This window comes from Nocardioides sp. (assembly GCF_047606145.1).
Lineage (GTDB): Bacteria > Actinomycetota > Actinomycetes > Propionibacteriales > Nocardioidaceae > Nocardioides.
The window spans coordinates 1-24,676 of record NZ_JASGET010000146.1 but is presented as its reverse complement, the minus strand read 5'-3'; the positions used below and the strand labels follow the sequence as shown (position 1 = coordinate 24,676).

The 24,676-nt window shown below is 71.7% G+C and carries 28 protein-coding genes; 8 read left to right on the top strand and 20 right to left on the bottom strand.

Features of this window, described 5'->3' with window-relative positions:
- The 8 genes from QM638_RS19675 to QM638_RS19640 form a co-directional block, all read right to left on the bottom strand.
- The coding region (locus QM638_RS19675) for an acyl-CoA dehydrogenase family protein (protein ID WP_415144785.1) at positions 1–338 on the bottom strand (338 nt) is incomplete at its 3' end.
- A gap of 10 nt (positions 339–348) precedes the next feature.
- Positions 349–1,476 carry a steroid 3-ketoacyl-CoA thiolase gene (locus QM638_RS19670; RefSeq protein WP_415144783.1) on the bottom strand — a complete coding sequence of 376 codons (1,128 nt, stop codon included), beginning with the start codon at positions 1,474–1,476 and terminating at the stop codon, positions 349–351.
- Positions 1,473–2,648: a lipid-transfer protein gene (locus QM638_RS19665; RefSeq protein WP_415144781.1), complete on the bottom strand. Its 1,176-nt coding sequence runs from the start codon at positions 2,646–2,648 to the stop codon at positions 1,473–1,475. Before QM638_RS19665 ends, QM638_RS19670 begins: the two co-directional genes overlap by 4 nt.
- Positions 2,645–3,070 carry a MaoC/PaaZ C-terminal domain-containing protein gene (locus QM638_RS19660; RefSeq protein ID WP_415144780.1) on the bottom strand — a complete coding sequence of 142 codons (426 nt, stop codon included), beginning with the start codon at positions 3,068–3,070 and terminating at the stop codon, positions 2,645–2,647. The genes QM638_RS19665 and QM638_RS19660 overlap by 4 nt, the downstream gene beginning before the upstream one ends.
- A gap of 76 nt (positions 3,071–3,146) precedes the next feature.
- A complete protein-coding gene (locus QM638_RS19655) occupies positions 3,147–3,557 on the bottom strand; it encodes a Zn-ribbon domain-containing OB-fold protein (protein WP_415144778.1) in 411 nt (136 codons plus the stop codon).
- Positions 3,554–4,135, bottom strand: coding sequence for a MaoC family dehydratase N-terminal domain-containing protein (locus tag QM638_RS19650; RefSeq protein ID WP_415144776.1), 582 nt, complete (start codon positions 4,133–4,135; stop codon positions 3,554–3,556). Before QM638_RS19650 ends, QM638_RS19655 begins: the two co-directional genes overlap by 4 nt.
- 59 nt (positions 4,136–4,194) lie before the next feature.
- On the bottom strand, positions 4,195–5,022 hold the full coding sequence (locus tag QM638_RS19645) for an SDR family NAD(P)-dependent oxidoreductase (RefSeq protein WP_415144774.1): 828 nt from the start codon (positions 5,020–5,022) through the stop codon (positions 4,195–4,197).
- Positions 5,023–5,033: 11 nt separating this feature from the next.
- Positions 5,034–5,858, bottom strand: a complete 825-nt coding sequence (locus QM638_RS19640; protein ID WP_415144772.1) for an SDR family NAD(P)-dependent oxidoreductase — start codon at positions 5,856–5,858, stop codon at positions 5,034–5,036.
- A 139-nt stretch (positions 5,859–5,997) separates the two neighbouring features.
- Here QM638_RS19640 and QM638_RS19635 point away from each other — a divergent pair, with 139 nt between their 5' ends.
- Together QM638_RS19635 and QM638_RS19630 are read left to right on the top strand one after the other, a co-directional pair.
- Complete coding sequence (locus tag QM638_RS19635) at positions 5,998–6,699, top strand: hypothetical protein (protein WP_415144770.1); 702 nt, start codon at positions 5,998–6,000, stop codon at positions 6,697–6,699.
- Positions 6,630–7,472: an AAA family ATPase gene (locus QM638_RS19630; protein ID WP_415144768.1), complete on the top strand. Its 843-nt coding sequence runs from the start codon at positions 6,630–6,632 to the stop codon at positions 7,470–7,472. Before QM638_RS19635 ends, QM638_RS19630 begins: the two co-directional genes overlap by 70 nt.
- A gap of 102 nt (positions 7,473–7,574) precedes the next feature.
- Here QM638_RS19630 and QM638_RS19625 read toward each other — a convergent pair whose 3' ends face one another.
- From QM638_RS19625 to QM638_RS19615, 3 genes are read right to left on the bottom strand one after another with little or no spacing between them, the layout of a single operon-like run.
- The gene (locus QM638_RS19625) at positions 7,575–9,197 is read right to left on the bottom strand and encodes a class I adenylate-forming enzyme family protein (RefSeq protein ID WP_415144766.1); all 1,623 of its coding nucleotides are present in this window, start codon (positions 9,195–9,197) and stop codon (positions 7,575–7,577) included.
- A gap of 23 nt (positions 9,198–9,220) precedes the next feature.
- Complete coding sequence (locus QM638_RS19620) at positions 9,221–10,822, bottom strand: flavin-containing monooxygenase (RefSeq protein WP_415144764.1); 1,602 nt, start codon at positions 10,820–10,822, stop codon at positions 9,221–9,223.
- Entirely contained in the window at positions 10,819–11,799 is a 981-nt protein-coding gene (locus tag QM638_RS19615; protein WP_415144762.1) for an alpha/beta hydrolase, read from the bottom strand. The genes QM638_RS19620 and QM638_RS19615 overlap by 4 nt, the downstream gene beginning before the upstream one ends.
- Positions 11,800–11,896: 97 nt before the next feature.
- Between QM638_RS19615 and QM638_RS19610 the strand changes: the two genes are divergently transcribed.
- Positions 11,897–12,550 (top strand): helix-turn-helix transcriptional regulator, encoded by a 654-nt coding sequence (locus tag QM638_RS19610; protein WP_415144760.1) that lies wholly within the window; start codon positions 11,897–11,899, stop codon positions 12,548–12,550.
- Between the two features lie 50 nt (positions 12,551–12,600).
- Here QM638_RS19610 and QM638_RS19605 read toward each other — a convergent pair whose 3' ends face one another.
- From QM638_RS19605 to QM638_RS19585, 5 genes are all read right to left on the bottom strand, one after another.
- Complete coding sequence (locus tag QM638_RS19605; RefSeq protein WP_415144759.1) at positions 12,601–13,026, bottom strand: Zn-ribbon domain-containing OB-fold protein; 426 nt, start codon at positions 13,024–13,026, stop codon at positions 12,601–12,603.
- A gap of 5 nt (positions 13,027–13,031) precedes the next feature.
- Complete coding sequence (locus QM638_RS19600; protein ID WP_415144757.1) at positions 13,032–14,234, bottom strand: thiolase family protein; 1,203 nt, start codon at positions 14,232–14,234, stop codon at positions 13,032–13,034.
- Between the two features lie 79 nt (positions 14,235–14,313).
- A complete protein-coding gene (locus QM638_RS19595) occupies positions 14,314–14,769 on the bottom strand; it encodes a hypothetical protein (RefSeq protein WP_415144755.1) in 456 nt (151 codons plus the stop codon).
- Positions 14,766–15,275 (bottom strand): MaoC family dehydratase N-terminal domain-containing protein, encoded by a 510-nt coding sequence (locus QM638_RS19590; protein ID WP_415144753.1) that lies wholly within the window; start codon positions 15,273–15,275, stop codon positions 14,766–14,768. Before QM638_RS19590 ends, QM638_RS19595 begins: the two co-directional genes overlap by 4 nt.
- A 10-nt stretch (positions 15,276–15,285) precedes the next feature.
- The gene (locus tag QM638_RS19585; RefSeq protein WP_415144751.1) at positions 15,286–16,590 is read right to left on the bottom strand and encodes a CaiB/BaiF CoA transferase family protein; all 1,305 of its coding nucleotides are present in this window, start codon (positions 16,588–16,590) and stop codon (positions 15,286–15,288) included.
- Positions 16,591–16,856: 266 nt separating this feature from the next.
- Between QM638_RS19585 and QM638_RS19580 the strand changes: the two genes are divergently transcribed.
- A complete protein-coding gene (locus QM638_RS19580; protein ID WP_415144749.1) occupies positions 16,857–18,098 on the top strand; it encodes an IS110 family transposase in 1,242 nt (413 codons plus the stop codon).
- Between the two features lie 17 nt (positions 18,099–18,115).
- On the opposite strand, the gene glp is transcribed toward QM638_RS19580, so the two are convergent.
- Both glp and QM638_RS19570 read right to left on the bottom strand, forming a co-directional pair.
- Entirely contained in the window at positions 18,116–19,324 is a 1,209-nt protein-coding gene (gene glp, locus QM638_RS19575) for a gephyrin-like molybdotransferase Glp (protein WP_415144747.1), read from the bottom strand.
- Between the two features lie 86 nt (positions 19,325–19,410).
- Positions 19,411–20,820: a UTP--glucose-1-phosphate uridylyltransferase gene (locus QM638_RS19570; RefSeq protein ID WP_415144745.1), complete on the bottom strand. Its 1,410-nt coding sequence runs from the start codon at positions 20,818–20,820 to the stop codon at positions 19,411–19,413.
- A 23-nt stretch (positions 20,821–20,843) separates the two neighbouring features.
- On the opposite strand from QM638_RS19570, the gene QM638_RS19565 reads away from it, so the two are divergent.
- The 4 genes from QM638_RS19565 to QM638_RS19550 all read left to right on the top strand — a co-directional run bounded on the left by QM638_RS19565 (position 20,844) and on the right by QM638_RS19550 (position 23,114).
- A complete protein-coding gene (locus QM638_RS19565) occupies positions 20,844–21,449 on the top strand; it encodes a 5-formyltetrahydrofolate cyclo-ligase (RefSeq protein WP_415144743.1) in 606 nt (201 codons plus the stop codon).
- A gap of 114 nt (positions 21,450–21,563) precedes the next feature.
- Positions 21,564–21,914: an FmdB family zinc ribbon protein gene (locus QM638_RS19560; protein ID WP_415144741.1), complete on the top strand. Its 351-nt coding sequence runs from the start codon at positions 21,564–21,566 to the stop codon at positions 21,912–21,914.
- 112 nt (positions 21,915–22,026) lie between these two features.
- Entirely contained in the window at positions 22,027–22,683 is a 657-nt protein-coding gene (locus QM638_RS19555) for an SAF domain-containing protein (RefSeq protein WP_415144739.1), read from the top strand.
- Positions 22,684–22,745: 62 nt separating this feature from the next.
- The gene (locus QM638_RS19550; RefSeq protein WP_415144738.1) at positions 22,746–23,114 is read left to right on the top strand and encodes an MscL family protein; all 369 of its coding nucleotides are present in this window, start codon (positions 22,746–22,748) and stop codon (positions 23,112–23,114) included.
- A 29-nt stretch (positions 23,115–23,143) separates the two neighbouring features.
- Here the strand turns inward: QM638_RS19550 and QM638_RS19545 are convergent, their stop codons facing one another.
- Both QM638_RS19545 and QM638_RS19540 read right to left on the bottom strand, forming a co-directional pair.
- The gene (locus QM638_RS19545) at positions 23,144–23,419 is read right to left on the bottom strand and encodes a hypothetical protein (protein WP_415144736.1); all 276 of its coding nucleotides are present in this window, start codon (positions 23,417–23,419) and stop codon (positions 23,144–23,146) included.
- A partial coding sequence (locus QM638_RS19540; protein ID WP_415144734.1) for an LCP family protein occupies positions 23,416–24,676 on the bottom strand: 1,261 nt, incomplete at its 5' end. The genes QM638_RS19540 and QM638_RS19545, both read right to left, overlap by 4 nt.

Below are 24,676 nucleotides of genomic sequence, written 5' to 3'. Positions count from 1 at the left end.
GTGCGCAGCGCGCGGTCGCGGGCGGGGCTCGCCGGCGCGGCGGTCAGCACCGCCCCGGCGCGTACGGTCGTCAGGAACGGCCCCGGGAAGAGCCCGTGCGCCAGCGCCTCGGCGATGACCGCGAGCTCGGTCAGGCCGGCACCGTCGCCGCCGACCTCCTCGGGCAGGTGCACCGCGTGGAACCCCTGTGCGACCAGCCTGTCCCAGCTCTTCGCCGGTCGTCCGGCGGCATGCTCCTCCAGCTCCGCGCGCGTAGCGGCCAGCGGCGCCTCGCCGGCGACGAACGCCGTCACCGCGGCGGCCAGGTCGCGGTGCTCCTCGGTGATGGCGAGGCTCATTCGACGCCCGTCACAACAGTCGCTCCAGGACCAGGCAGGTGGTCGACGCGGAGGCGCAGATGGCGACCATCGCGAGCTGGCCGTCGCGGCGTACGAGCTCGTCGAGCGCGGTGGCGATCAGCCGGATCCCGGTGGCACCGGCGGGGTGGCCCAGCGCGATCGCGCCGCCGTTGGGGTTGAGCCGCTCCTCGTCGATCCCGTGCACCCGGGCGAAGGACATCGGCACCGCCGCGAAGGCCTCGTTGACCTCGTAGACGTCGATGTCGCCCGGCTTCATGCCCAGCCGCTCGAAGAGGAGCCGGCCGCCCTCGACCGGCCCGTCGAGCATGAGCTCCAGGTCGCCGCCGACGACGCACTGCGCCGCGATCCGCGCTCGCGGCGTGAGGCCGAGCTCGCGGGCCCGGCGCGCGGAGGCGAGCACGGCTGCGCTGGCGCCGTCGCTGACCTGGGAGGAGGTGCCTGCCGTGTGCAGGCCGCCCTCCTTGACGGTGCGCAGGCCGGCCAATGCCTCCATGCTGGTCTCGCGCAGGCCCTGGTCACGGGTGACCTCGCCGACCGGCAGCACCTGGCCGTCGAACCGGCCGGCCGCCCAGGCCGCCTGCGCGCGCTCCTGAGAGCGCAGCCCGAAGGCGTCGAGGTCGGTCCGGCCGAGGCCACGGTGCCGGGCGATCCGGTCGGCGGCGGTGTACTGGTCCGGGACGTCGAAGGGCCAGTCCTCCGGGCGAGGCGTGCCCAGCCCGGTGCCGACCTTGGCGGTCAGCGGCACCCGGGACATCAGCTCGACGCCGCAGGAGACGCCGAGGTCGAGGGCGCCCATCGCGATCTGACCGGCCAGCAGCAAGGTCGCCTGTGCGGCGGTGCCGCACTGGGCGTCGATGGTGGTGGCACCGGTCCGCGTCGGCAGCCCGGCGTAGAGCCAGGCGGTCCGGGTGATGTGGCCGTACTGCTCCCCCACCGGGGTCACGCAGCCGCCGATCACCTGCCCGACCTCGGCCGGGTCGAGGCCGAGCCGGTCCAGGACGCCGGACTGGACCCGGCCCAGCAGGTCGCCAGCGTGGTAGGGCGCCAGCCGGCCCTCGCGCTTGCCGAACGGCGTGCGGACGGCGTCGAGCACGACCGGCGTGGTGTCGGTGATCACGCGTCACTGCCCAGGATCAGGGCGCTGTGCGGCACCGGTGAGCCGCCGGTGACCAGCACGTGGTCGAGCTGCTTGGCGGGCTGGTTGACCGAGCTGCCCCGGATGAGACGGACGCCCTCCGCGATCCCGTTGACGCCGTGGATGTAGCCCTCACCGAGCTGGCCGCCGTTGGTGTTGATCGGCAACCGGCCGTCGAGCTCGAGATGGCCGTCGGCGATGAAGTGCCGCGCCTCGCCACGGCCGCAGAAGCCGTACTCCTCCAGCTGGAGCAGCACCATCGGGGTGAACGCGTCGTAGAGGATCGCCGCGTCGACCTGGTCGGGGCCGATGCTGGCCTGCTCCCACATCCGGCGCGCGACCAGCTCCACCTCGGGCATCGCGTCGATGTCCTCGCGGTAGTAGCTCGACATCGAGATCTGCTGCGGACCGACGCCCTGCGCCGCCGCCTCGATGATCGCCGGCGGATGCGGCAGGTCGCGGGCGCGCTCGGCCGAGACGATCACCAGCGCCACCCCGCCGTCGCTCTCCTGGCAGCAGTCGAGCAGCCGGATCGGGTCGGCGATCATCCTGGAGGCCTGGTGCTCCTCCAGCGTGATCGGGCGCTCGTAGAACCAGGCCTTGGGGTTGTTCGCCGCGTGCTTGCGGGAGAGCACCGAGATCGCCCCGAAGTCGGCGCTGGTCGCGCCGTACTCGTGCATGTAGCGTCGCGCCAGGAACGCCTCCTGCTGGGCCGGCGTGAGCAGGCCGTACGGGTTGATCCAGTTGCGGTACTCCTGGTCGGTGCTGGCGGTGTACGCGAACGGCGGCGGGCCGGCACCGAAGCGGTGGCCGGAGCGCTCGTTGAACGCCCGATAGACCACGACCACGTCGGCGACCCCGGTGGCGACCGCCATCGCGGCCTGCATGACCGGGGCGCAGGCGCCTCCGCCACCGTGCGGGATCCGGGAGAAGAAGGTCAGCTCCGGGATGCCGAGCGCGCGGGCGACGGCGATCTCGGGATTGTTCTCCATGGTGAACAACGCCATGCCGTCCACCTCCTCGACCGGGATCTGAGCGTCCGCCAGCGCGTCCAGCACCGCCTCGCAGGCCAGCCGCCACTCCGAGCGGCCGGAGTTCTTGGAGAACTCCGTCGCACCGATGCCGGCGATCGCCGCCTTGCCGGAGAAAGTCATGCCTTCACCCCTGTACGAGTGATGTCGCCCAGCGACGCGGTCGCCTTCACATGGACCCCGCGGGCGTTGCTGCCGGTGATCGTGACGCTCACCAGGCCGTCCTCCACCGCCGTGACCTCGCCGGTCAGCGTGAGGGTGTCGCCCGGGAAGAGCGGGACGCCCAGCCGGAGAGCGACCTTGTGGATGCGCGCGGTGGGCCCGGCCCAGTCGGTCAGGTAGCGGTCCAGGAGGCCGTTGGTGGAGTTGATGCTGATGAAGATGTCCGGCATCCCCCGCTCCGCCGCCTTCGACGGGTCGTGGTGGACGTCCTCGAAGTCCTGGGAGGCGATCGCTGCGGCGACGATCCGGGTGCGGTCCATCGGGATCGCCAGGTCGGGGAGCCGGTCCCCGACCTGGGGCCGGGGGAACTGCTGGAAGCTCATCGACGTCCTCGCTTCGCTCCGGGCGCCGATGAGGCACAACCGCACGGCATAGAACTATTCGCTCGCTGGCGCTCGCTCATCGGGCCTCCGTCCCCGGCAGGCGCAGCTGCGGCAGCGTCTCGCCGTGGGCGTGCTCGGCGAAGCCGACCTCGAGCTCCATCCCGATGTGCAGCTGGTCGTGGTCGACGCCGGCGATGTCGGCCACCAGGCGGGCGCCCTCGGGCAGGTCGACCAATCCGACGGCGAGGGGGTAGGTGAAGGCGTCGTCCTTGGGGTGGTGCAGGACGGTCCAGCTGTGCAGGCGCGCCTGACGGCTGGCCTCGACCGTGTCCCACTCGAAGGAGCGGCACTGCGGGCAGGCCGGCCCCGGTGGGTGGCGCAGGTGGCCGCAGTCGGCGCAGCGCTGGATCAGCAGCCGGCCCTCGCGGGCGGCCTCGAACCAGAACTCGTTGTCCTGGGTGATGGTCAGGCGCGGCACGGTCGTCATGCGTCGCTCCCCTCGGTCTCGGCGGCCCCGATGGTCTCGGTGGTCTCGGCGCCGGCCGGGCGGAAGCGCAGCACCCGGAACCTCTCGTCGACCAGCAGGTCGCCGTCGGCGTCGACGTACCGCTTGCGCAGCGTGATGAAGTGGCCCCGGCCGAGGCCGGTGGCCTTCTCCTCCGAGACCGCCTCGATGGTGAAGTGGCAGGTCACGTGGGTGCCCGGGGTGACCTCGCGGACGTAGGCCTGCTCCACGTCCGTCGCCACGATCGAGGTGAAGCCGGCCTCGTCGAGCAGGCTCAGCAGCCGGGAGTACGCGAAGTCCTCGACCACCCCGGCCGCCCGCTTGCGGTGGATCTCGCGGTGACGGCGGTAGCCCGCCATCACCCAGGTCGAGATCATCGCCGGCGGCGCGATGACGTCCGTACGTCCGGTGGCCCGGGCCGCGTCGACGTCGACGTAGACCGGGTTGTCGTCGTCGAGCGCCTCGATCCAGTTGCGGATCATCGCCCGGCTGGCCTCGTAGCGGGCCACCCGGGGCGGCTCGGCCTCCTGCCCGACGAACGCGTCGAGTTCGAGCGTCACGATCCCTCCTCACAAACAAGCGCTTGGTTTGACACGGTAACAGTCGCCGCCCACGGCCGTCAGGGGCCAGTCCCGTTGACCGGCACCTTCCAATGGTCGATCAGATCGAGGCTGACCATCGCCTGCCCGGCGACCTCCGCGGAACATCGGCACAGAGCCAGGATCGCCTCCACCATCTCCGCCATCGACTCCATCACCGCCGTGTCGATCAGTTCGCCCACCAGCGCGTCGGCGCCCTCGGTGAGGACGCCGAAGCGGGGCTCGACGCCGTTGACCCGGACGCCCGTCCCCAGCAGTTCGGCGCCGAGGCCGTTGGTCAGCCGGTTGAGCGCGGCCGTGGAGGCGCCGTACACCGACATCGCCGTCCCCGGCGGGACGAGCACGAACGGCGGCCCCTGGCGCAGCCGGGCGGTCGCGCTGGAGACGTTGACGATCCAGCCCTCCCCGCGGGCGAGCATCCCCGGCAGCACCGCCTGGACGAGGTCGAGCGGTACGTGCACGTTGGCCTCGAAGACCAGATGACGACGGTGCAGCGGATAGTCGGCCAGCGGCTGATAGATCGCCGCCGCGGCGTTGTTGACCAGGAGGTCGATCGGTCCGCCCAGCAGCTCCTCGGCGCTCGGCACGATCCCGGTGCGCTGCTCCGGGTCGGTCAGGTCGGCGACCACGGTGCCCACCCGGACGCCGTGGCGCGCGATCCGCTCGGCCACCTCCGCCAGCGAGCCGTACAGGCCGGAGTCGCCGGCGTGTTCGGTCCGCCCGGTGACGACGACGTCCACGCCCACCGCGGCGAGCCGCTCAGCCAGGGCGGCGCCGGTCACCAGGGCTCGGCGGCCGCGCAGGGTCTCCAGGGGCGGGAGCGGGCTGGTGCCATACGTCGGGGTCATCGGCGGCGCCGTCATCGGATCGTCAACTGACCGCCGTCAATGTTCCAGGACTGGCCGGTCACCCAGCCGGACTGCTCGCTGAGCAGGAACGCGATCAGGGCGGCGACCTCCTCGGGCGCGCCGGCGCGGCGCAGCGGGAGGTTCGCCTCGACGTACGCCTGCCACTCTTGCGGCGAGAGGTCGTCGAGGCGAGAGGTCTCGGTGACGCCCGGGCAGACCGCGTTGACCCGGATGCCGTGCGGCCCCAGCTCCTTGGCCATCGAGGAGGTGAGCGCCTGGACGCCTGCCTTGGAGGCGGAGTACGCCGCGGTCCCGGCGCCCGCGAGCTTGCCCCCGATCGAGGAGACATTGACGATCGCGCCACCGCGGCCGGCCGCCAGCCGGCGGCGTGCGAACTCGCGGCTCATCGCAAAGGTGCCACCGAGGTTGACCGCGATCACCCGGTCCCACACCGCGGGGTCGAGGTCGACGACCGGCACCCGGTCCCCGCCACGCCCGGCCGCTGCGTTGTTGACCAGGAAGTCGACCCCGCCAAACCCCTCGTCGGCGGCATCGAGCACCCGGACCACCCCTTGCTGGGTGGAGACGTCGGCGACCACCGGCAGCGCCGTGCCGCCCAGCGCCCGGACCTCCTCGCAGGCCGACTCCACGTCTCGCCAGCCCACCGCCCGCTCGTCCTCGGGGAAGCTCCGCGGATCGCGACCGGTCCCGGTCACCACCAGGTCGCACCCAGCCCGGGCCAGCTCGAGACAGACCGACCGGCCGATGGATCGCATCCGGCCGGCGCCGGTCACCACCGCGACCCGGCCCTCCAGCCCGCTCAGCGTCAGCGTCATCGGCCTCTCCTCTCTCCTGCCGCGAGGTTAGGAACTCCCGCCCCACGTCGGGCACGGGATCCCGTTGGCCGGAACCCGAAGGGGACCTTCCCGCCCAAAGGCACGTACGCCCGAGGCGGCACGACCTACTGTGATGCGCATGGAACGTGCCAGCTTCGGATGGGCCGCCTACAGCCCGGTCACCGCGCCCGCCCCGCAGGAGGAGGCTGCCTTCGAGATCGCCGACCTCAGCCGCTACGGCCGGCACCTGATGCGACGGTTCGTGCATCAGGCCCGGGCCGCCGACCGGCCGACGCTGCGCAGCATCATCGAGGCCCACCTCGGTGGCGCGGCCGCCCACCTGCCGATCGTCGAGGAGCGCTGGCCGGCCTACGAGCACGTCAACGTCCAGGCCGCCCTCGACGCCGGGCTGGCGGAGCGGCCCCACGAGCTGGTCGGCATCACGAACTATCGCCACCGCGGTCCCTTCCAGCTTTCCGACCTGCTCGGCGGCGACCCGATGCAGGAGCTCCACGGGCCGCGGCCGGGCAACGTCACCCGGGTGTCGCTGCCGTGCGGACCGGGCGGCGCCACCCGCGAGTGCCTGCGGCCGACGGTGATCCTGACCGAGGTGGACGAGGAGCCGATCGCCCTCCTCCTCCAGACACCGGACGCCGACAATGACACCCATGAGGTCGCCCTCGAGCTGGTCTGCCACGCCCTCGACAAGGCCCAACAGCTGGCGGCGGAGCTGCGCGAGCGACGCTCCGGCTCAACGTCTATCGCGGCCAGGTGGTCTCCTTCGGGCACAGCATGTTCGGCGAGCGCTCCTCGCTGCTGCGCTTCCACGAGCGGCCGGTGATGGCGCCCGACGAGCTGATCCTCCCCGCCGAGACCTTCGCCGACGTACGCCGCCAGGTGGTCGGGGTGGCCCGCAACAGCGCCCGCCTCCGGGCGGCCGGACAGCACCTCAAGCGCGGCCTGCTCCTCTACGGGGCTCCGGGCGTCGGCAAGACCCACACGGTGCGCTACCTGATGAGCGAGCTGACCGGGACGACGATCGTCCAGCTCACCGGCGAGACCCTCGGCGGCATCCGGGACGCCTGCTCGATCGCGCGGACCCTCCAGCCCGCCATGATCGTCGTGGAGGACGTCGACCTGATCGCCCAGGAGCGCGACCACTACGACGGCTCAGCGCCGCTGCTCTTCACCCTGCTCAACGAGATGGACGGTCTCGACGAGGACGCCGACGTCACCTTCCTGCTCACCACCAACAGGGCCGACCTGCTCGAGCCCGCGCTCGCCTCCCGCCCCGGCCGCGTCGACCAGGCCGTACACATCGACCTCCCCGACCGAGCGGCCAGACACCGGCTCATCGAGCTCTATCGCGGCGCCCTCGACCTCGACCTCAGCCGCCTCGACGGCGTCCTCGATCGCACCGACGGCGTCACCGCCTCCTTCCTCAAGGAGCTGCTCCGCCGAGCGGCGGTCATCGCCGCCGACCGCGACGGGGACGGAGCTTCGGGCGCGGCGACCGCTCTGGAGGTGATGGCGGACGACCTCGACCAGGCCCTCGCCGACCTCCTCGACACCCGCAACGCGATGACCCGGGCCGTACTCGGCTTCCAGGAGTGACCCTCGAGGCCGAGAGAGCTGCCGCCGCCCGCCACCAAGGTGTCACGGTGACACTTTGCGGCGTGGGTGACAGGACGGATGTGTCACTCACAGCGCAAGCTGTCACGGTGACACTTTGCGGACCGCCGCACCGTCATCTCGCGGGGCGGGAAGACTCCCTTCGCGGGGCGGAAGGGGACCCGTCGCCAGGCGGTCGGTCACCCGGTCGAGGAGTACGGCGCGGGCGATCTTGCCCGTGGGGGTCAGCGGGAGATCGGGGAAGACCAGGACGTCGGTCGGCACCTGGTACGCCGAGAGCCGCTCGCGCGCGAAGGCGCGCAACTCCTCGGTGTCGAGCGTCCCCTCGCCCGGGACCACGCAGGCCACCAGGCGCTCGCCGCGCCGCTCGTCGGGGACACCGACCACCACGACCTGCTCCACCTCGGGATGCGTGACCAGGACCCGTTCCACGTCGCGGGGATGGACGTTGAAGCCCGACACGATGACCCGGTCGCTGCTGCGGCCGATCACGCTGAGCAGGCCTCCGGCGTCCAGGACACCGAGATCGCCGGTGTCGTACCAGCCGTCCACCGCCGGCACGGCGACGTTGTAGCCGCGTACCAGGATCGGCCCCGGTACGCCTGCCGGCAGCGGGGCATCCGGGCGACCGATCCGCAGCTCGACCCCTGGTATCGGGGTCAGCGCGGCCGGCACATCGCCGGGCTCGGCCGCACATTCGCCGGTCTCGGCGGAACACAGGCCGGGGTCGGCGGGGGGTGGGATGGTCAGGCGGGCGAGCGCGACGGTGCCGCAGGCCTCGGTCATGCCGTAGCCGATCACCACCTCGCGCAGCCCCAGCCGCCGGGCGGCGGCGAGCAGCGGCTCCACCTGGACGGTCTGGCCGCCGACAACGGCGAGCCGCGCGGTCCCCTCCAAGCCGTCGGGTCCCGCGTACCGCTCCAGGTCGTGGAAGAGCGTCGGCGGCCCGGAGAGCACGCTCAGCCGCTCCTCGCGGATCAGTGCCGCGGTGCCCTCGCGGTCGTAGGCGGGGCACAGATGTACGGTCGCGCCCGCGAGCATCGCCACCAGCAGCATCCCGTTGAGGCCGAAGGAGTGGGCCAGCGGCAGGACGCCGAGCAGGCGGTCGTCCTCGGTGACGCCCAGTCTGGCCGTCACGTCGGCGTAGAGCCGCAGCAGCTGCCGGTGCGTCATCGGCACCAGCTTGACCGCCCCGGTGGTGCCCGAGCTCGCCAGCACCAGCGCCACCGCCTCCGTCGACCCCGGCCTTTGTTCGCCCGAGCCCGGTGAAAGTAAGCCTGAGTCCGCGCTTTGTGACGCCGAGTCCCGTCTTCGTGCCGGCGCCATCACCTCGTCGAAGCTCAGCCACCGCACCCTCGCCCCGTCCTGGCCGGCAGACTCGGCGACCACCGCCGCCGGCGCCAGCGTGGCGAGCAGTCGCTCCCGCTCGGGGTCGGGCACGCCGTGCCCGATCGGTGCCAGCGTGGCCCCGGCCGCCAGTGCGCCGAAGGCGGCCACCACCCACGCGACCCGGTTGCGCCCCTGCAGCACGACCCGGTCGCCGGGGCCGATGTCGAGCTCGCGCAGCCGTACGGCCACCGCCTCCGCTCGCACAGCCAGCTCGGCGTAGGTCACCCGGGAGACGCCGTCGTCGACGGCGCACGAGGCCGCATGGGTCTGCGCGCGGAGCCGGCACAGCTGCGCCAGATGGGTCGGCTCGGTTGGCATGCGGCCCAGTCAACCAGCCCGGATCAGGAGCCGAGGACGAAGCCGGCGTAGCCCAGCTCCTTCGCCTGCTCGCAGCGCTCGATGTAGGTCGCGAAGCCGCCGATGAACGGCATGAACGTCCGCTTCTTGCCCTCGATATTGGAGCCGAGATACCACGAGTTCGCCTGGTAGAAGAGCGTCCCCCGCGCGGTCTCGTCGATGTGCTCGGTCCACGCCCGCGCGGCGTCGGCGCGCGCCTCGACGGTCGTGAAGCCCTCCTCCTCGCAATGCTGGATCAGGTCGTAGACCCAGTCGACCTGGTGCTCGGCGGTGAGCACCATGTTGGCCAGCACGGAGGCGCTGCCGGGCCCGTTGAGCGTGAAGAGGTTGGGGAAGCCGGGGACCGACAGGCCGAGATGGGTGAGCGGGCCCTCGGACCAGGTCTCCGCCATCACGTCGCCGCGCGGGCCGCGGATGTCCATCCGGGTCATCGCACCGGTCATCGCGTCGAAGCCGGTGGCCAGCACCAGCACGTCGAGCTCGTAGGCGCCCTGCTCGGTCTTCACGCCCCAGCTGGTGATCGTCTCGATGGGATCGCGGCGCAGGTTGACCAGCTCGACGTTGTCGCGGTTGAAGGTCTCGAAGTAACCGCTGTCGGTGCAGATCCGCTTGGTGCCGATCGGGTGGTCGGTCGGGATCAGGTTCTCCGCCACCTCGGGATCCTCGATCACCGAGCGGATCTTGGCGACGGCGAACTCACGCGCGGCGTCGTTGACCTCGGCGTCCACGTACTGATTGCTGAAGGTCTTGCCGAAGAGCACCCCGCCGGCCCGCCAGCGGTCCTCGAACGCCTCGGTCCGCTCGGCCTCGTCGATGTCGGCGAACTCACGCGGCCACGCGAGGTAGGGCGAGCCACCACCGCTGGCGAAGGAGGCCGCCCGTCGCTGGGGGTACGTACGCCGGGCCTCGGCCTGCTCCTCCTCGGTCAGCGGCCGGTTGAAGGCCGGCACCGAGTAGTTGGGGCTGCGCTGGAAGACGGTGAGGCTGGCCGCGTCGCGGGCCAGCAGCGGCACCGACTGGACACCCGAGGAGCCGGTGCCGATGATCCCGACCCGCTTGCCGGTCAGGTCGTACCCCTCTCGAGGCCACTGCGAGGTCATCAGCAGGTCGCCCTCGAAGTCGTCGAGGCCGGGGATGTTCGGCCGGTTGACCGCGGAGAGGCTGCCGGTCGCGCAGATCAGCCACCGGGCGACGTGCTCCTCACCGGACTCGGTCCGCACCGTCCACAGCACCCGCTCCTCGTCGAAGGTGGCGGCCACGACCCGCTGCTCGAAGCGGAAGCGGTCGCGCAGGCCGTACCGATCGGCCACATGCTCGACGTAGGCGAGGATCTCGGGCTGGGTGGCGTACCGCTCGCTCCACCGCCACTCCTCCTGCAGCTCGGGATCGAAGGAGTAGGAGTAGTCCAGGCTCTCCACGTCGCAACGGGCGCCGGGGTAGCGGTTCCAGTACCAGGTGCCGCCCGGGCCGTCCCCGGCCTCGAGGCCGAGGACGGTGTGGCCGTGCTCCACGGCCTGGTGGGCGGCGTAGAGACCGGCGAAGCCGGCCCCGATCACCAGCACGTCGAGCGGTGCGTTGGTCGTCATGCGGAGGGCCTTTCGGAAGGACGGAGGTGGTGGCCGAGGTCGGCCCACAGCAGCTCGCGCGCCGCAGCGGCCGGGCCGAAGGGGCCGATGGTCAGGAAGCCGTGGAACAGCTCGGGATAGTGCCGCTGTCGCACCGGCACACCGGCCTCGCGCAGGGCCGCGGCGTACGCGCGACCCTCGCTGCACAGCGGGTCGCGCCCGGCGGTCACGACGATCGCGGGCGGGAGGCCGGCGAGGCTCTCGGCGAGGGTCGGCACGACGTACGCGTCGGGGTCGGTGTCGCCCAGGTACTGCTCCCAGTACCACCGCATCGCCGCCGTGGTGTTGAAGTTGCCCTCGCCGAACCCCTGGTAGCTCGCGGTGGTGAAGTCCGGCGCGACGACCGGATAGATCAGCAGCTGGGCGGCCAGCGCCGGACCCCGGCGGTCGCGCGCCATGAGCGGCACGACGGCGGCCAGGTTGCCGCCCGCGCTGTCGCCGGCGACCACGATCCGCACGGGGTCGACGCCGAGCTCCAGGTGCTGCTCGGCGACCCAGACGGTGGCGGCGTAGGCGTCCTCGGCCGCCGCGGGCGCACGGTGCTCGGGGGCGAGCCGGTAGTCGACCGAGACCACGACCGCGCCGGTGTGGCGCGCCATCCAGCGGCAGAAGCCGTCGTGGCTCTCGATGCTGCAGAAGACGAAGCCGCCGCCGTGGAAGAAGACGATCGCGGACCTGGTCGTGGGCTCCTCGCCCGCGTCGCCGGGGCCGTTCGGGCGGTAGATCCGCACCGGCAACGGGCCGCCCGGGCCGTCGAGCACCCGGTCCTCGGCGACCGCGTCGTCGAGGTTGTCCACCGGCACGACCCGGGCCGCGAGCGCGGCGCGCGCCTCGGCACCGGTCATCGTCCACACCGGCGGGAAGCCCTCGTCGAGCGCGGCGAGCATCCGGACGACCTCACCGGCGACCGCCGGATGGGCCTCTGCGAGCGACGTCATCCGTCCTCCTGGTCCTGTCAGGTGTATTCCTAATAGGTATATTCGCACGAGGAGCCTACCCGAGGGAAGGGGCGAGCGGCCACGTAGGCTGCGGCGCATGGCCGACGACGCGCTGCCTCCCGAGATCGCGGAGAGTCCCGAGCTGCCGCAGCTCCGCGCCACCAGCTGGGCGGTGCTGGGCCTGCTCTCCTTCGGCGAGGAGCTCTCCGGCTACGACCTGAAGAAGTGGGCGGACTGGAGCCTGAGGTTCTTCTACTGGGCGCCGTCCTTCAGCCAGATCTACGGCGAGCTGCACAAGCTGGAGGCGCTCGGCCTCACCAGCTCGCGGGTGGTGACCAAGGACGACCTGCGCAACAAGCGGCTCTACGCGATCACCGAGGCCGGCCAGGCGACGCTGGCGCGCTGGGCCAGCGAGGCGCCGGTGGAGACGCCGGTGCTCAAGCACGGCGTGATGCTGCGGATGTGGCTCGGCCACACCACCGACCCCGACAAGCTGCGCGCGATGCTGACCGAGCACCGCGACCGCTCGGAGAAGATGCGGGTCCGGGCGGCCGCCGATGCCGAGGGCAGCGCCGACGAGCCCGGCTGGGCCTACCCGCAGCTGGTGCTGCAGTGGTCGGAGCGCTACTACGCCGACGAGCGCGACCGCGCCGATGCCATGCTCGCCGACCTCGACCGGGTCAGTCGGATCGCGCAGGAGTCCGCCCCGGGGCGTACGCCGGGCTCGGCACCGGGCAAAGCGTCACCGTGACATCTTGCGGCGTACGTGACCTTTGCAACTGTCACCCACAGCCCACAGTGTCACCGTGACACTGTGCGAGCGCCGCCGGCAGGCCCGTAGCGCAGCAGCGTCATCCCCGACTCCGGGTCGTCGCAGAAGACCGGGCTGACCCGCATCCCGATCCGGAGGTCGGCGGGGTCGACGTCGACCAGCTCGGTGCTGAAGCGCGGCCCCTCGTCCCACTCCACGACGGCGAGGACCTGGGGCACGGCGTCGGCCCACGGCGGCGCGGTGGGACGCTCGGCCACGGTGACCGTGTAGAGCGTCCCGGCGCCGGAGATCTCCCGCCACTCCAGGTCGTCGGCGAGGGTGCCGGGCGCGAGCGTACGCGGATAGAAGACGTAGGCGTCGAGCGACGGGGAGAACTGGATGAGGATCCGGTGCTCGCGCAGCGCGTCCCAGAACGGCCGGGAGACCGGCGTGGGCTCGGGGATGGGGATGGGCACAGGACTCACGCTCCCTGCAGCAGGAGGGCGACCTGCTCGCTCATGATGCCGCCGTTTCCCGTCACGAACGCGGTGTCGCACGAGCGCACCTGCGCCGACCCCGCCCGTCCCATCACCTGCCGCGCGCCGTCGACGACGTGGTGCATGCCGCCTGCCATCCCGGCCTGCCCGAAGGAGAGCTGCCCGCCGGCGGTGTTGACCGGGAAGTCGCCGCGGAAGGTCAGATCGTGCTCGAGCACCCAGCTCATCCCCGTGCCCTTCGGGCAGAAGCCGGCGTCCTCCAGCGTCATCAGCACCGTGATCGTGTAGCAGTCGTAGAGCGAGGCCATGTCCACGTCCTCGCGCTCGAGCCCGGCCATCGTGAACGCGGTGTCGGCGGCGCGGGCGATCGGCGTACGGACGAGGTCGTCGGCGTAGGTCGGGGTCTTGAAGGCGATGTGCTCGCCGAAGCCGGTGATCCGCACCGGCCGGTGCCGCGACCGGGCCGCCAGCTCGGCGTCGGCGATCAGCACCGCGGCACCGCCCTGCACCCGCATCACCACCTCCAGCATGTGCAGCGGGTCGGCGATCATCGGGCTGGCCAGCACGTCCTCGATGCTCATCGGCCTGCCGTGGAAGACCGCGCCGGGGTGGGCGCAGGCGTTGTTGCGCTGGTCGACGGCGATCTTGGCCGTGGCCCGCGGGTCATAGCCGAACTCGGCCGCGTAGCGCTGCGCGATCTGGGCATACGGCGCGTTCTGCCCGACGTTGCCGTACGGGATCTCGAACTCGGCCTGGGGCGAGCCGTAGGCGTTGCTCGACGCGCCGAACCAGTCCGGCTCGGGCGCCGGCCGGCGCTGCGAGCGAGGCAGCATCAGCGAGCCCGGCACCACGCAGAGCACGGCACGGCAGATGCCCAGCTCGACCGCGGCCGCCGCCCGCCAGACCATCCCGGCGGCGGTGGCGCCGCCGAGGTCGACGCGCTCGCCGTAGTCGAGCGGCAGGCCGAGGTACTCCGACAGCGTGGCCGGCGCGAACATCGCCGACTCCGCGATGCCGTGGGTGACCAGGCCGTTGACCGCGGAGGCCTCCAGGCCGGCGTCCTGGATCGTCATCGCGGCCAGCTGGGCGTACTGATCGATCGTGAACAGCTCCGGCCTGGTCTGCTTGCGCTCCGCGGGCAGCTCGGCGATGCCGACGATCGCGGCCTCGCCGCGCAGGCCACTCACGCCGCCACCCCCGTTATCGGGCGGAGACAGTACGGGCGCGGCGACATGTGGATCCCGCCGGTCGCTCGCCGGCGCTCCCTCACGACCCACCGCCCGAGGAGCGGCCCGAGCGCAGCGGCAGCGAGACCGTCGCCGAGCCCGGCATCAGCACGTCCTCGCCGCGACGCGCGACCAGCTCCAGCTCGGCCAGGACCCGGTCGTCCTCACGGCGTACGGCGCTCACCCGGCCGCCGAACTCCAGCTCCTGTCCCGGGAAGGCGACGGCGCGGTTCTGCGCTGAGTAGGTCACCAGCCGGCCCCGGGGGCCGATCCAGTCGGTGACCGCGCGCGCCAGCAGAGCGGCCTGCAGGGGACCTTGGACGAGCACGTCCTGGTATCCCTCCACCTCGCGCGCCCACGTCTTGTCGTAGTGGATGCGGTGGGCGTTATAGGTCGCCGCGCTGAAGAGGAACATCCGGGTCTCGTCGACGCTCAGCACGAGCGCGGGCAGCTCGTCACCGGCCTGGACGTCCTCACCGAAGAGCTGCGTGGTCATCGGCCTGCCTCTGCGGGGCGCGCGATCATCGAGGTGCTCGCCTCGGCGACGAGCTGGTCGCGCTGGTTGGTGTAGGTGGTGCGCCAGGTGACGAGGACGAACGACCCCGACCGGCCGTGCTTCTCCTCGATCGATGCGATGGTGCGCACCATCGCGATCTCGTCGTGGTGGTAGCAGGGCAGGTGGAAGGTGGTCGACTCGCCGCCGGCCATCCGCCGCGGCGCCAGCGGGAAGCTGAGGTTGCCCGAGGCCGCACCGGAGGAGCCGTCGGGGCGCAGGGTGTCGAGCGGCGTCACGCCGAGCACGGCGTACTGCACGTAGAGCGGCGGCGCGATCACGTCGTCGTAGCCGGCCGCGCGGGCCGCGTCGGGATCGAACCACAGCGGGTCGAGGTCGCCGACGGCGACCGCCCAGCGCTGCCACTCGCGCCGGGTGACCTCGCCGGAGGCGCGGGCGGCGACGGTGCCGACCCGGGCCGCGACCTCGTCGGGGATGAGAGTGGACACGAGGATCCCTTCAGGCGATCTGGTGGTCGGTGACCAGGCCGCGGGCGACCAGGTCGTCGTAGGTGGAGCGGTCGTAGCCCAGGACGGTGAGATAGACGTAGTCGTTGTCCTCCCCGAAGCCGGGCGTGGGGCGGCCGAAGGCCAGCTCGAAGTCGTCGGTACGCCACGGGTGTCCCGGATAGCGGTGGGTGCCGACGGAGGGGTGCGTACGCTCGCGGAACCAGCCGCGTGCCGTCAGGTGCGGGTCCGCCAACAGGGCAGGCTCGTCGAGCACCTCGCCGACCGGGATCCGAACCTCGGCCAGCAGGCCGACGATGGTCTCCGGCGTACGCTCCACGCACCACCGCGCCAGCGCCGCGCGGATCTCACCGGAGTGCTCGTGCCGGTCCTGCGCCGACGACCCCAGCGTCGCGAGCTCCGGCCGCAGGCCGGTGGCCTCGAGAAGCGCCCGCCAGTCGCGGTCGTCGCGCACCGAGACCGCCACCCAGCGGTCCTCCCCGGCGGCGGCGAAGACGTCCTGGAGCAGGTGCGGGTCGCTGTTGCCGAGGATCGCCGGGTCGCGACCGTTGACCTGCCAGTCGAGCACGAACTCGCCGACCTCGGCCATCACGTTCTCCGCCTGGGCGAACTCGATCAGGCCACCCCGGCCGGTGCGCTCGCGGTCCCACAGCGCGGCGATCACGGAGAAGCCCAGCCCGGCCGGCGCGGCCTCGTCCATGTGGTAGTTCTCCCCCGCCGAGTCGGGCTCCTCGCCCTCGTAGCCGTCCATCGCGGCGATGCCGATCAGGGAGTTGAAGTTGGGGCCGTAGCCCAGGTAGTCGCTGATCGGGCCGGACATGCCCAACGGCGGCATCCGCGCCACGATCAGCCGCGGGTTGATCTCCAGCAGCCGCTCGTGGCCGATGCCCAGCTTCTCCAGCACGCCGTTGGAGTTGTTCTCCACCAGCACGTCGCTGACCCGGACCAGGTCGAGCAGGGCCTGGTGGCCCTCCGGGGTGTCGAGGTTCATGCAGGCCGAGAGCTTGTTGCGGGCGTGCCAGTTGAAGACCGCGAACCGGTCGTACGGCCGCTCGCCCGGGTCACGATCGGGGTAGGTGCCGCCGTGGTAGCCGGTGGCGGCGATCGACTCCTTGGTCGTCCTCGCCGAGACCTGCCGGCTGAGCCGGTCGTTGCCCTCGACCCGGATCACCTCGGCGCCCAGGTCGCCGAGGAGCGCGGTGGCGCCCGGCCCGGACCAGACGACGGTGAGGTCGACGACCCGGATGCCGTCCAGAGGAAGGTCGGTCCCGGCGATCGCCTGCTGACGCTCACTCATTGGTGCACCATCCGTGTGTCGGCGCTGATTGCAGCGGGTGTGTGGTGAGGCTTCCCGATGAACCGCCGGCCGGTGGCTGACCGCCCTGCTCGCTTGTCCGTGGAGGACCAGCATGAGATCTGCGGCAGCCGCCGGGCCGGGAAGCCAACACCGGCGCTAGGGATATGCGGGTTGGACCGCCACGCAATGAGCATCCGGGCCGGCTTCTCGACACCGACGGTGCCTAACCCATCATCACCCACAGCACCACCGGAAGGACGAACCAGATGTCTACCCACCCCACCCAGGGGGTCCGGCGGCTCTACGCCGGCATCGACTGGGCCACCAAGACCCACGCCATCTGCGTGGTCGACGACCAGGGCGCCATCACGGTGCGCTTCGAGATCCCCAACACCGGCAAGACCTTCACCGGCCTGGTCAAGCGACTGACCAAGCTCGGGATCGAGGGCGTGGCGATCGAGCGCTGCGACGGCCCACTGGTCGAGGCACTGCTTGACGCCGGCCACCAGGTCTTCGTCATCACCCCGCGCCAGGTCAAGGGCCTCCGGTCGCGCTACAGCGGCTCGGGCGCCAAGTCCGACGCCGGCGACGCCTACCTGCTGGCCGACGTGCTGCGCACCGACGGTCACCGGCTCACGCCGCTGGCCCAGGACAGCGACGCCACCCAGGTGCTGCGCTCCCTGTCGCGTACCCGCAAGCAGCTGGTCGAGGCCCGTGTCGGGCTGGTCAACCAGCTCCGTGCCGAGCTGGAGCGCTGCTTCCCCGGCGCCATCGGCCTGTTCTACGACCTCGACAGCGACGTCAGCCTCGCGTTCCTGCGCCGCTACCCGACCCAGCACTCGGCCAGCAGCGGCCCCAGGAAACTGACCCAAGCCCGGCTCGCGGCGTTCCTGCGCCGCATCGCCTACTGCGGCCGCACCAGCGTCACCGAGCTCTACGCCCGGGTGGCCGACGCCCCGCCCGCGGGCCTGTCCGCCGAGGAGGCCGAGGGCCACGCCGTGTGCGTGGCCGCTCTGCTCAAAGCCGTCGAGACCGTCCGCGACCAGGCCCGCGAACTCGAGGCCGAGATCGTCGAACGCCTCGACGCCCACGCCGACGCCCACATCTTCACCAGCCTCCCGCGAGCCGGCCACGGCGTCCGCGCCGCCGCCCTGCTGGCCGAGATCGGCGACGTCCGGGCCCGCTTCCCCGACGAGGAGTCCCTCGCCGCGCTGGCCGGCGTCGCGCCCGTGACCCGAGCCTCCGGCAAATACCACGCCGTCGGGTTCCGCTGGGCCGCCGACAAGAAGCTGCGCAACGCCCTCGTGGACTTCGCCGACGACTCCCGCCACGCCAGCCCCTGGGCCGCGCACGTCTACAACGAGGCCATCGCCCGGGGCAAACGCCACCCCCACGCCACACGCATCCTGGCCCGAGCATGGGTCCGCGTGATCTGGCGCTGCTGGCAAACCAACACCGCCTACAACCCCCAACCCCACGGAGGCGCCATGCAACTTCTTGCCGCCTGAGGTTGACCTAGGGAATCTCATGGGGTGTCCTGCAACACGATCACCTCGACCCGGGACCCGGCCGGCATCAGCGTCGTCTCGGCCGGCACGATCAACAGCGCGTCGGCCTGCGCCAGATCTCCGATCAGGTGGGATCCCGGGCCACCGACCGGCGAGACGGTCGCGTGGGTGCCGTCGTAGTGACCGCGCAGATACTGCCGGCGGCCCTTCGGCGAGGGCACGTCGTGGGTCAGCGTGGCCGGCAGCGTCGGCTCGACCTCGGGGGCGATCCCCATCAGCCGCCGCAGCGCCGGCCGCACGAAGAGCTCGAAGGAGACGAAGGAGGAGACCGGGTTGCCGGGCAGGCAGAAGATCGGCACCCGGTCCGGTCCGAGGTGGCCGAATCCCTGCGGCTTGCCCGGCTGCATGGCGACCGAGCCGAACCAGACGCCGCGCGGCGCGAGCGCCTCCTTGACCACGTCGTAGTCGCCCATCGAGACTCCGCCGGAGGTGATCACCAGGTCTGCCCGCAGCAGCTGGTCCTCCAGCGTGCCGAGGAAGGCCGCGGGCGAGTCCGCCACGATCCCGACCCGGGTGGGCAGCGCACCCACCCGGCGGGCCGCCGCCGCCAGCAGGTAGGAGTTGCCGTCGTAGATGGCGCCGTGACCCAGCTGCTGGCCCGGCTCGCGCAGCTCGGAGCCGGTCGAGATGACCACCACCCGTGGCCGGGGCCGGGTCGCGATCCGGTCCCGGCCGACGCAGGCCAGCAGGCCGAGGTGCCGTGGGCCGAGCACGGTCCCCTCGGCGATGACCAGATCGCCCACGGCCACGTCCTCGCCGGCGTAGCGAACATGCTGGTGCTCCGCGGGCGCCTGGGAGATGCTCACCCAGGCGGCGCCCCGGTCGGTCCACTCGTAGGGCACCACCGCGTCGGCGCCGGTCGGCATCGGCGCGCCGGTCATGATCTTGGCGCAGGAGCCGGACGGCAGCGCGAGCAGGTCGGCGCGACCGGCACCGATCTCGCCGACCACCGGCAGCCGCACCGGCTCGTCCGCGCAGGCCGTGCGCACGTCGGCGTACCGGACCGCGTAGCCGTCCATCGCCGAGTTGTCGAAGCCCGGCAACGAGACCCCGGAGCGCACCTCCTCGGCGGACGCGAGCCCGACGCAGTCGAGCAGCCGCTGCGGGAAGGCGGCCATCGGCGCGACCTCGGCCAGGATGCGGTCCTGGTACTCGTCGGGGGTCACCTGCGTAACCCTACCGACGCGCGCAGCCCGGGTCGGATGCGTCTCGGAGCCGCGCTCGGCGAGGTCGGGGCCGGTCCGCGAGAGGACTAGCCGAGGTCGTCCTGGTCGAGGTCGTCGGTGCGCTCGTCGAGCACCGTGCCCGGCTCGACCCGCTCGGCGCCCTGGGCACCCAGCTTGACGTCGCCGACCACCCGGACCCCACGGCCGAAGGTCCAGTCACCGGAGACGGTCAGCGAGCTGGCCTGCTTCAGCGACGGAGCGCCCTCGGGGAAGCGCTGGTCGAAGTCGGCGACCAGCCGGTAGTACTCGCCGTCCAGGTCGACGTACGGAATCTGCGGGGAGACCTGGTCCAGCACGAACCCCTCGGCCACGTCGTAGACGTCGGAGCGCAGCACCAGCAGGTCGTTGGTCGTCTTGACCGGCACGAACCGGTCGCGTCCGACCTCGATCAGCTGGGCGTCGTCGAAGACCTCGATCGCCGCCCCCATCGCGGTCTCGATCTGGATCACGTCCGGGGTCGAGGGGTCGCCCGGGTCGGCATGCTTGCGGTTGCGGATCAGCGGCAGTCCGAGGATGCCGTCGCGGATCTCCAGGGCCTGCTTCATCGCGGCGAGGTCGAACCAGATGTTGTTCGTCGAGCAGTACCGGTGCCGGGAGAGGTCCTGCAGGGCGGCCAGATCCTCCGGCGGCGTCTGCGCGGTCTCTCGCAGGATGATCCGGCTGTCGGCCTTGCGGCGGGCGAAGTGACCGCCCTTGCGATCCGAGGCGGTACGCCGGACCGCTTCGATCGCGAACGGCGCCCCCGACGCCGCGAACCAGCCGGCGATCCGCGGCTCCGGGACCGCGCCGAGGTTGTCGGAGTTGGAGACGAAGACATAGCGGTAGCCCTGCTCGATCAGCAGGTCCAGCACGCCGGTGCCCTGGAGCGCGGTGTAGATGTCGCCGTGCCCGGGCGGACACCACTCCAGATCGGGGTCCTTGGGCCACTGCAGCGGACTCAGGTCGTCGGCCAGCAGCCGCGGCTCCATGTTCTGCCGGAACTCCAACGGCAACGACGGCACCGCCAGGTCGGTGTAGCGCGCCAGCGCGGCGAGGCTGTCGGCGGAGGTGCGGAAGGAGTTCATCAGCAGCAGCGGCAGCCGGGCGTCGTACGCCTTGCGCAGGTGCAGGATCTGCCGCGCGATGACGTCCAGGAAGGACATGCCCTTGCGCACGCACAGCAGCGACTTCGCCCGGTCCATCCCCATCGAGGTGCCCAGGCCGCCGTTGAGCTTGATCACCGCCGTGGCCGTGATCGCCTCGTGGGCCTCGGTGGCGGAGACCTCGACCCCGCTCAGCGTCGGCATGTCGACCGACTCGATGGTGTCCTCGGCGATCATGCCGGTCTCACCGAGCTCGAGCTGCCGGTAGTAGTGGGCGAAGGTCTGTACGGCGACCTCGTCGACGCCTGCGTCGCGCATCTTCGCGACGGCTTTGACCAACCCTGGGCTACCCATACAGCCGATCGTAGGCTGCATCGGTGCCTGATTCACAACCTTCTCCCGATCCACAGACGACAGCTAGGTACGCCAAAGCCGCTCAGCGCGACCAGTTGCTGACCGCTCGCGGCCGACGAGACCTCGCCGGAATCGGGGAGGCGTCGCGCGCGCTGGCCGCTGTTCTGACCGACGCCATCGAGGTACGGCGGGCGGCCACCGTCGCGGCCTACGTGTCGGTGGGGTCCGAGCCCGGCACCGGCGACCTGCTGGACGCGCTGGCCTCCTCCGGGCGCCGGGTGATCCTGCCGCGGCTGCTGCCCGACGACGATCTCGACTGGAGCGTGTACGACGGCCGGCTGGAACGAGCCGCCCGCGGCCTGCTCGAACCGCCCGGCCCGTTGCTCGGCGTCGACGCGATCGCCACCGCCGACGCGGTGCTGGTGCCCGGCCTCGCCGTCGACCCGACCGGGGCGCGGCTGGGCCGCGGCGGCGGCTCCTACGACCGAGCACTGGCCCGGGTGCCGCGGGGCACGTTCACCTGCGTGCTGCTCTATCCCGACGAGGTGGGGATCGCGGTGCCGGTGGAGGCCCACGACCGCCGAGTGAGCGCGGCGGCGAGCTCGGTGGGAATCGTCAGGTTCGGGTAGCGGTTGGCTATATTGGCACTCGCATGGCGCGAGTGCTACCGCATGTCCGGTCGCCAACGCGCCACAGGCGTCGCCCCGAACGACCGGAGGCGCCCGAGTACCGCGAGGAGACCAGTGCCCACCTATCAGTACGCCTGCACCGAGTGCGGGCATCAGTTCGACCAGTTCCAGAGCTTCACCGAGGACGCCCTGACCGTGTGCCCGGAGTGCAGCGGCCGGCTGCGCAAGGTGTTCAGCGCAGCGGGTGTGGTGTTCAAGGGCTCGGGCTTCTACCGCACCGACAGCCGTTCCTCGTCCGGATCCGGGTCCGGATCCGAGTCGTCCGGCGCGGCCGGGTCGTCGTCCACGTCGTCGTCCGGGTCCTCGTCCGGATCCTCGTCGGGATCCTCGTCGGGATCCTCGGGGTCCGGTTCCTCGGACTCGTCGGCGAAGTCCGGCTCGTCGGCCTCCTCCGCCGCCTCCTGACCGGAGACGGGCCCGGCCGCTCACCACATGCCTGTCTGTGGACAGCGCGCCTGACCGGCGGACCTGTGGAGGACCGGCCGGCGAAACGCTCGCGCTTTCGTAGCCTCGGGCCATGTTTCCCGCTCTGGCCCGACTCGCGCACCGCCTCCGGCGTCGGCTGCTCGCGCACCGCCGCCTGATCGCGTTCGCCCTGGCCACCCTGGCCGCCGCGCTCGCCCTGCAAGCGGCCCGGCCGGCACCGCCCGAGACCGTCACGCTGAGCGTGGCGGCACGGGACCTGGCGGCCGGCACGGTGCTGGGCGACGCGGACGTGGCCTCGATCCAGGTCGCGCCCGGCGTCGTACCCGACGGGGCGATGGCCGACCCGGTCGGCGAGCGGCTGGCCGCGCCACTGCGTCGTGGTGAGGCGTTCACCGACCGCCGGATGAGCGGCCCCGACCTCGTCGCGGGGCATCCCGGAGTGGTCGCCGTGCCGGTCCGGATGTCCGACGCCGGCATGTCCGAGTTGCTCGACGTCGGAGACCGGATCGACCTCTACGCCACCGACGCCGCCACCGGCCGGACCATGCCGGTCGCGACCGACGCGTGGGTGCTCGGCCTGCCCGAGGATGCGGACGATCTGACCACGGCGTCGGAAAACGCCGCGTCAGATGGCGTCACAAACGGGCTGCAGGGCCGTTTAATTGTCATCGGGGTCGCCTCAAGCGAGGTGGAGACAGTCACCTCCGCCGGGGTGGCCGAATTCCTCACCTATGCCTATGCGTCGTGACGTCACCGCCCGTCTCGAGGTTCTCCCGGTCACCTCACAATGAATCAGGAGAGAGATCACACATGGGTGGATTCAAGAAGTTCCTACTACAGGGTGACCTGGTCTCCCTTGCGATCGCCGTGGTCATCGGTGGTGCCTTCGGCACCGTCGTGACCGCGTTCGTCACCATCATCATGGACCTCGTCGGCAAGGCCGGCGGCCTGAACGACGGCATGGCCAACTGGATCCCGGGAGGCATTCACATCGGGGCGTTCATCGTCGCACTGATCTCGTTCGTGATCCTCGCCGCGGTTGTCTACTTCTTCGTCGTGGTCCCCTACACCCGGGCGAAGGAGCGCTTCTTCCCCGACCCGGAGCCGGGCGAGGACGAGGTCGCCCTGCTCAGCCAGATCCGCGACGCGCTGGTCTCCGGCCAGGGCACGAGCGTCTGAGCGCGACTGCTCACCCTCCAGGTGCCGTCTCACCCGCCGTGGTGAGGCGGCACCTGTGCTCTCAGCCAGGCGTCGGTGGCCGACTCGCCGCCGTCGCCCTCCGAACGGTCCTCGGCGCGTTCGTCACGCGTCGTCTCCGGGAGTACGTCGCCGAAGACCTGCGCCAGCCGGCGCCGGCGCCGCCACTCGGGTTCGGGCTCGGGTTCGGGCTCGGGTTCGGGCTTCGGCTCGGGCCGGTCCTCGGACCCGTCATCCAACCGGTCCTCGGGCCGGTCGCCCGGCTCCGGGTCGTCGGACCGGCTCATGTGCACAGACCCGCCTGCTCCAGCGACGCCTTCTGCTCGGCGGTCTGCGCGGAGTCCGACGAACCCGTCGAGGAGTCGCCGCTCGCCGTACTCGCCGAGGATCCGGCCGACGCGGACGCGCTGCCGGTCGCCTTCGACTTCTTCGTGCTGTTCTTCTTGGTGCTCTTCGCACCGGCGGTGCTGCCCGCGTTGATCGAGTCCGAGGTCAGCGCCCGGCCCAGCGGCTTGTCGTTGCGCAGCCGCTTCCACAGCGTCTTGGCCTTCGCGGTGAGCACGACCCGGTTCGGGTCGGCCGGGTCGTACATCCACGGCGCGGTGAGGAACTTGATCTTGTCCAGGCCGATGTCCTTGAAGCCGACGCCGATCTCGGCCATCTTCTTCAGATTGCCCATGCCCTTGTCGACGGTGAGGCCCTTGGTCGCGGCGTCGAGGAACTTCAGCACCTTCACCGGGTTGGACAGGGTGTCGGAGGAGAGCACCTGCGCCGCCATCGAGCCGATGAACGCCTGCTGCCGCTTGACCCGGCCGAGGTCGGAGCCGTCGCCGATGCCGTGCCTGATCCGGACGTAGGCGAGGGCCTGCTTGCCGGAGATCTTGCGGGTGCCGGCCTTGAGGTAGATGCCGTGCGCCCGGTCGTCCCAGGTCTCCGGGATGCACACCTTCACCCCACCGATGGCGTCGACCATCGACTTGAAGCTCTCGAAGTCGACGACGATGAAGTGATCGACCCGGATGCCGGTGACGTGCTCGACCTGCGCGATCGTGCAGGCCGGGCCGCCGACCGCGAACGCCGCGTTCCACATCTGACCGCTGGCGGCCGGGATCACCTCGCCGCTGGAGCTCTTGCACTCCGGCCGGTCGACGATGGTGTCGCGCGGGATGCTCACCCCGTAGGCGTGCTTCCGGTCCGCGGAGAGGTGCAACAGGATGGTGGTGTCCGAGCGCTGCCCATCGCCGGTGAGGTTGTCGATGTTGCAGCCCGAGCAGTCCCGGCTGTCCGATCCCATCACCAGGATGTTCAGCGGCTCGTGCGGGCCGCTGGTGTCGGCCTTGTCCGGCCGGCTGCCGACCACGTCGTTGTCGATGTCGACGACGGTCAGGTTGCCGCTGAAGTGGCGGTAGGCGTAGGCCATGGCGAGTCCGCTGGTCAGCGCCAGCACGATCAACGTCGCGCTGAGCACCTTGGCCACGCTGTGCCGCCGGCGAGGCCGGCCGCGGCGCTTCGGGCCGACCCGGGCCGCGGCGGACTCGCCGGCC